The 5656-nt window shown below is 68.7% G+C and carries 5 protein-coding genes; 2 read left to right on the plus strand and 3 right to left on the minus strand.

Annotated elements, in window-relative coordinates:
* Positions 1–104 precede the first annotated feature (104 nt).
* On the plus strand, positions 105–2090 hold the full coding sequence (locus tag ACYPYD_RS05575; protein WP_459662393.1) for an MGH1-like glycoside hydrolase domain-containing protein: 1986 nt from the start codon (positions 105–107) through the stop codon (positions 2088–2090).
* A gap of 130 nt (positions 2091–2220) precedes the next feature.
* On the opposite strand, the gene ACYPYD_RS05580 is transcribed toward ACYPYD_RS05575, so the two are convergent.
* Both ACYPYD_RS05580 and ACYPYD_RS05585 read right to left on the minus strand, forming a co-directional pair.
* Positions 2221–2994, minus strand: a complete 774-nt coding sequence (locus tag ACYPYD_RS05580) for an ABC transporter ATP-binding protein (RefSeq protein ID WP_330701929.1) — start codon at positions 2992–2994, stop codon at positions 2221–2223.
* Positions 2988–3980, minus strand: a complete 993-nt coding sequence (locus ACYPYD_RS05585; RefSeq protein WP_459662396.1) for a FecCD family ABC transporter permease — start codon at positions 3978–3980, stop codon at positions 2988–2990. Before ACYPYD_RS05585 ends, ACYPYD_RS05580 begins: the two co-directional genes overlap by 7 nt.
* Before the next feature lie 89 nt (positions 3981–4069).
* Between ACYPYD_RS05585 and ACYPYD_RS05590 the strand changes: the two genes are divergently transcribed.
* Positions 4070–4930 carry an ABC transporter substrate-binding protein gene (locus tag ACYPYD_RS05590; RefSeq protein WP_459662394.1) on the plus strand — a complete coding sequence of 287 codons (861 nt, stop codon included), beginning with the start codon at positions 4070–4072 and terminating at the stop codon, positions 4928–4930.
* Here ACYPYD_RS05590 and bluB read toward each other — a convergent pair.
* Entirely contained in the window at positions 4917–5558 is a 642-nt protein-coding gene (gene bluB, locus ACYPYD_RS05595; protein WP_459662395.1) for a 5,6-dimethylbenzimidazole synthase, read from the minus strand. The genes ACYPYD_RS05590 and bluB overlap by 14 nt on opposite strands.
* Positions 5559–5656 lie beyond the last annotated feature (98 nt).

A 5656-nucleotide genomic window follows, 5' to 3' on the forward strand; every position in this document is an offset into this window, starting at 1 on the left:
ACAAGCTCAGCCTGAGCGGGTTTGAGAACAGGTCTTTAAATCTCGCTCAGGCTGAGCTTGTCGAAGCCCCCTCAGCTTGGGCCGTTCACGGAAGGACCGTTGACGTGCGCAAGAAACTGGCCCTCGCGGCGCTGCCCTTCATGGCGCTGCTCGCCGCTGCCGCCAGCCCGCCGATGGACCATGAGGCCATCGCCGAGGCCCGCTACGGCAACGACGCGGCGTGGTACGAGGGACGCATTCCCTTCTTCGAATCCTCGGACGCGAAGATCGACGCGGTCTACTACTACCGCTGGGGCCTGTTCCGTGCCCACCAGCGCGATCTCGGCAAGCAGGGCTATATCACCACCGAGTTCGCCGACGACGTCGACTGGCAGCGCGAACCTTACGCCAGCCTCAACGACGCCAGCGGATTCCACATCGCGGAAGGCCGCTGGCTGAACGACCGGCGCTTCACCGACGACTACATCAACTTCATGTACGAGGGCGGCAACGACCGCCACTTCACCGACCACATGGCGGACTCGGTATGGGGCCGCTACCTGGTGGACGGCGATCGCGAGGCGCTGCTCGCGCACCTGAAGACGATGCGCCACGTCTACCGCCTGTGGGACGAGAAGTTCGACTTCGACAAGGGCCTGTATTTCGTCGAGCCGCTGCTGGACGCGACCGAGTACACGGTGTCCTCGATCGACGCCTCGGGCGGCAAGGACGGCTTCAGGGGCGGCGATGCGTTCCGGCCTTCGGTCAACGCCTACATGTTCGCCAATGCCCGCGCGCTCTCGCGCATGGCCGAAATGGCGGGCGACACGGCGATGGCGAAGGAATATGCCGCCCGTGCCGAGGCCTTGAAGGCGCGTGTGCTGGCGGACTTGTGGAACCCGAAGCTGCAGCATTTCACCGACCGCCACCAGATTACCAACGAACACGTCAAATACTGGGAGCCGATCCGCAATCGCGAACTCGTTGGCTACCTGCCGTGGATGTTCGATCTCGTCCCCGACGGTGCGAAATATGCTGCAGCATGGGCGCACCTGACCGATCCGGGATCGCTGGCGGGCAAGGCCGGGATGCGCACCGTCGAGAAGACTTACGAATACTACATGCGCCAGTACCGCTACCTCGGCCCGGACCCCGAGTGCCAGTGGAACGGCCCGATCTGGCCCTACCAGACGACGCAGGTGCTGACCGCGATGGCCAATCTGCTCGACCATTACGAGGCGCACGGTCCCATTTCCCGCGCCGATTGGATGGCGATGCTGCGCCAGTATACGGCGCTGCATTATCAGGGCGACAAGCTCGATCTGGAAGAAGACTACGACCCGGAGACCGGCAAGCCGATCGTCGGGCTGGACCGCAGCCACCACTACTTCCACTCGGGCTACATCGACCTGATCCTGACCGGCCTCGTCGGCATCCGCCCGCGCAGCGACGACGTGCTGGAGGTCAATCCGCTGCAGCAGGGCCTCGACTGGTTCCGCATCGAGCGGGTGCCTTATCACGGGCACGAAGTCTCGGTGACATGGGATGCGAAGGGTACGCGCTACGGCAAGGGCCTCGCCGTCGCGGTGGACGGGGTCGAAGTTGCCCGCCGCGCCGACCTCGGCCGGATCGAGGTGCCCGTGAAGCGCAAGGCCAACGCGCCGATCGTGCGTGAGGAAAACCTTGCGGTGCAGCTCGTGCGCAGCGGTTTCCCCAAGGCCAGCGCCTCGTCGGGCACCGATGCGGAGAAGCTGCACGATGCCGTGGACGGCCGCGCGTGGTTCTACCCGGAACTGCCGAATGGCTGGGACTCGGACGCCTCGGGCAAGGCGCAGTGGTATGCGCTGGACTTCGACAAGGCGGTTTCGCTGGGCAGCGCCGAGCTGGCATTCTTCGCCGATGCTGCACGCTTTGCTGCACCGCGCAGCGTGAGCGTCGAGGTCTGGCGCGGTGGGCGCTGGCAGCAGGTCGGCGCGCCGGTGAAGCCGCTTGCCAACGGGGTGACGCGGGTGACGTGGCCTGCGGTCGAGACTGGGAAGTTGCGCGTGTCGATGACGCCAGCGAAGGGCCGCGCAATCCGTCTGGCCGAGGTGAAAGCGTTCGCGCGCTGATCCCACCCGTCGGCGTAAAACGCGGGGGCTTCGACAAGCTCAGCCTGAGCGGGTTTGGGAGGTTTCCACTATCCCCGCTCACCCTGAGCTTGTCAAAGGGTCACGGCTGAGCTTGCCGTAGCCCCGTCTGTCAAACCCGCTCCAGCGGCACCACCATCGCCGAGCCACCGCCGAACTCGATCCGCCCGGTCACGCCGTAGACCTCGCGCAGCCGGTCGCTCGTCAGCACCTCCTGCGGCGTGCCTTGTGCCACCAGCATGCCGCGATCGACCAGCAGCAGCCGCTTGCAGTACCGTGCCGCCATCGTCAGGTCGTGCAGCACGGTCACCACCAGCGCCCCGCTGCGCGCCTCGGCGGCAAGCAGCTCCATCACGTCGATCTGATGCCCCGGATCGAGCGCGGCGAGCGGCTCGTCCGCGACCAGTCCCGGCGCGCCCACCGCCAGCGCCCGCGCCAGCATCACCCGCGCCCGCTCGCCGCCCGACAGTTCGGTCGCGGTGCGCCCGGCAAGGTGCAGCACGTCTGCCCGCTCCATGGCAGCATGAACGGCGGCGAGGTCGTCCGCGCCCAGCCGCGACATCGGGCCGAGACCCGGCAGGCGGCCGAGCGCCACCAGTCGCTCGACGCTGAGCGGCCAGTGCAGCGCCTGTCCCTGCGGCAGGTAACTGACCAGCCGCGCCAGCGCCTTCGGCGTCATCCGCGCGATGTCGTGCCCGTCGATCTCGACCGCGCCCCGCGTCGCGGGGATCAGCCCCAGCAGCGCGCGCACGAGCGTCGACTTGCCCGCGCCGTTGGGGCCGATGATCCCGGTCAGTTCACCGGGGCGCAGCGTGGCGCTGATCCCGTGCAGCACCGCGCGGTCGCGCAGGTCCACGGAGAGGCCATTGAGGGTCACGGTCACCACAGGCGGCGCTCCTTCAGCAGATGGACGAGGAAGACGGGGACGCCGAGGAACGCCGTCACCACGCCCAGCTTCAACTCGCCCGCGGTCGGGATCAGCCGCACCAGAATATCGGCGCCGGTGAGCAGCACCGCGCCGCCGAGGAACGAGGGCAGCAGCACGGCGGAAGGGCTGCGGTCGGTCAGCGGGCGCACCAGATGCGGCACGATCAGCCCGATGAAGCCGACCGATCCCGACACCGCCACGGCGCCGCCCACGCCGATGGCGACGCCCAGCAGCAGCCGCGCGCGCGTGCGCGTCAGGTCCACGCCTAGCGAGAGGGCGCCGTCCTCTCCCAGCGACAGCGCATCGAGCGCGCGCCCGTCCCACAGCAGCAGCGCCGCGCCGACCACGATGCAGGGCAGGGCGATCCAGACGTGCTCCATCGCCCGGTTCTCGATCGAGCCGAGCAGCCAGGCCATGATCTCCATCGCCGCGAAGGGATTGGGCGAGAGGTTGAGCGCCAGGCTGATCCCCGCGCCCGCCAGGGTCGAGACGGCGATGCCCGCAAGGATCAGCGCCAGCGGCCCCTCGGCCCGGCCCGCCAGCACGAACAGCAGCGCGAGGCTCGCCAGCGCGGCGAGGATCGCAAGCAGCGGCAGCACGGCGGGGCTGTAATCGCCGATGCCGAAGTAGATCGCCGCGACCGCGCCCAGCGCCGCCGAGTTCGACGCACCGAGCACCGAAGGCTCCGCCAGCGGATTGCGCAAGTACCCCTGCAGCGCGGCTCCCGCGAGGCCGAGCATCCCGCCGACCATCAGCGCCACCAGCGTGCGCGGCAGGCGCAGTTCCAGCACGATCGCGCGCACCACCGGATCGCCATGGCCGAGCGCAGCATCGAGCAGTCGCGCGGTCGGGATCGGCACTGCGCCCAGCATCAGCGAGGCGATTCCCGCCAGTGCGATGCCCAGCAGGAGAATAGGAATCAGCGCCCGGTTACGGGCGCGCAGGACGTGAATTTCGGGCACGAGCACCTCTGGCTGGATCGGCTCCCCGTCACGCTTGTGTCCCGGGGTCGTGTTGCTATGGAAACGCGCATATGGCGTTCTTGACTACTCTTCGTTCGGCTTCGGTAGCTTTGCTCGGACTGGCTGCGGTCTGCGGCGTTTCCGCGTCGTCTCCCCCTGTATCGGGGCGGGCTGTAGCGGCTCCGAAGCGGATCGTCTCGCTGAACTTGTGCGCCGATCAGCTGGTGCTGGCGCTGGCCGACCGCGACCAGATCGCCGGGCTCACGCGCTATGCCGCCGATCCCGCCATGTCGGCCGAAGCGGCGCGGGCCAAGGGCCTGCCGATCCTGCGCGGCGCGGCGGAGGAGATCATGGCGATCGACCCCGACCTCGTCGTCGGCATGCCCGCGCGGCGCAACCCTGCGATCAAGGCGCTCAAGACGCGCTACCCCGCCGTCGATCTCAAGTCCGCCGATGGCTACGACGCGATCCTCACGTCGATCCGCAAGGTGGCGCTGGCAGTCGGCCATCCCGAGCGCGGCGAGGCGCTGATCGCGGGCATGGAGCGCGACCTTGCGCATATCCCGCGCGCGCGGAAGGGCCCTAAGGGCAAGATCGTCGCCGCTTACTGGCAGCGGCGCGGCTACTTGACCGGCACCGGCACGCTGATCGACGACATGATGACCCGCGTGGGCGTGACCAACCTTGCAGGCAAGCTGGGCAAGCCCGCGCTCTCGCAGATGGGGATCGAGGAACTGGCGGCCGCGCGTCCCGACGTGATCGTGGTCGATGCCGCGACCGACAAGGTGGTCGATCAGGGCACGGCGATGATGCACCACCCGGTGCTGGACGGCATTCCGCGCGTCGCCATTCCGCAGGCCTGGACGGTCTGCGGCGGCCCCGCCTACGTCAAGGCGGCACGCGCGCTGGCGAAAGGCGTCAACGCGCGCTGACATGCGCGTGTCCGTCGAGCCGGGCCTGCCAGCCCTTGCGTTCGAGTTCGGGTACGTCGTCCGGTTCCTCGGGATAGCCGAGGCAGAGCAGGGCGACGAAGCGCCAGGAGGGCGGCGTTTCCAGCAGGTCGGTGACCGTTTCCGGTTTGACGATCGACACCCAGCCGAGGCCGAGCCCTTGCGCGCGGGCGGCGAGCCACAGCGTGTGGATCGCCATGACCACCGACCACTCGCGCGTCTGCGGCATCGTCGCCGCGCCAAGGCCCATGCCGATGGGTGTGGCCTCGTCGCAGAACACCGCGATCACTTCGGGGGCGTGGTCGAGCGCGTGGAGTTTCAGCGCGGTGTAAGCGGCGTGGCGCTCGCCCTCGTAGGCGGTGTCGCCCGCGCGGGAGACTTCGGCATCGGCATGCGCGGCGAGCACTTCGCGCAAGGCGGGAGAGTGCACGCGCACGAAGCGCCAGGGCTGCGAATTGCCGACCGAGGGCGCCAGTTGCGCGGTGCCGAGCAGGTCGGCGACTAGACTCTCGTCCAACGGATCCTGCCGGAAATGCCGCACATCGCGCCGCCATGCGAGCAGGGCGGCGAGGTCTTCGCGGAAGCGTGGGGAGAAGGTGGGAGCGGTCACTTTACGTCGTCCCGGACTTGATCCGGGACCGCTGGCCGTGACCAGCCCATCTCACCGCGCGCGCTGCGAACGTGCGCCTAAAGACAGCCACCGGTCCC

The organism is Novosphingobium sp. 11B, assembly GCF_054589055.1.

Bases quoted from the DNA above. Each gene is read 5' to 3' on its own strand.
- ACYPYD_RS05590 (WP_459662394.1), top strand. From the start codon at position 4,070: ATGGCGTTCTTGACTACTCTTCGTTCGGCTTCGGTAGCTTTGCTCGGA.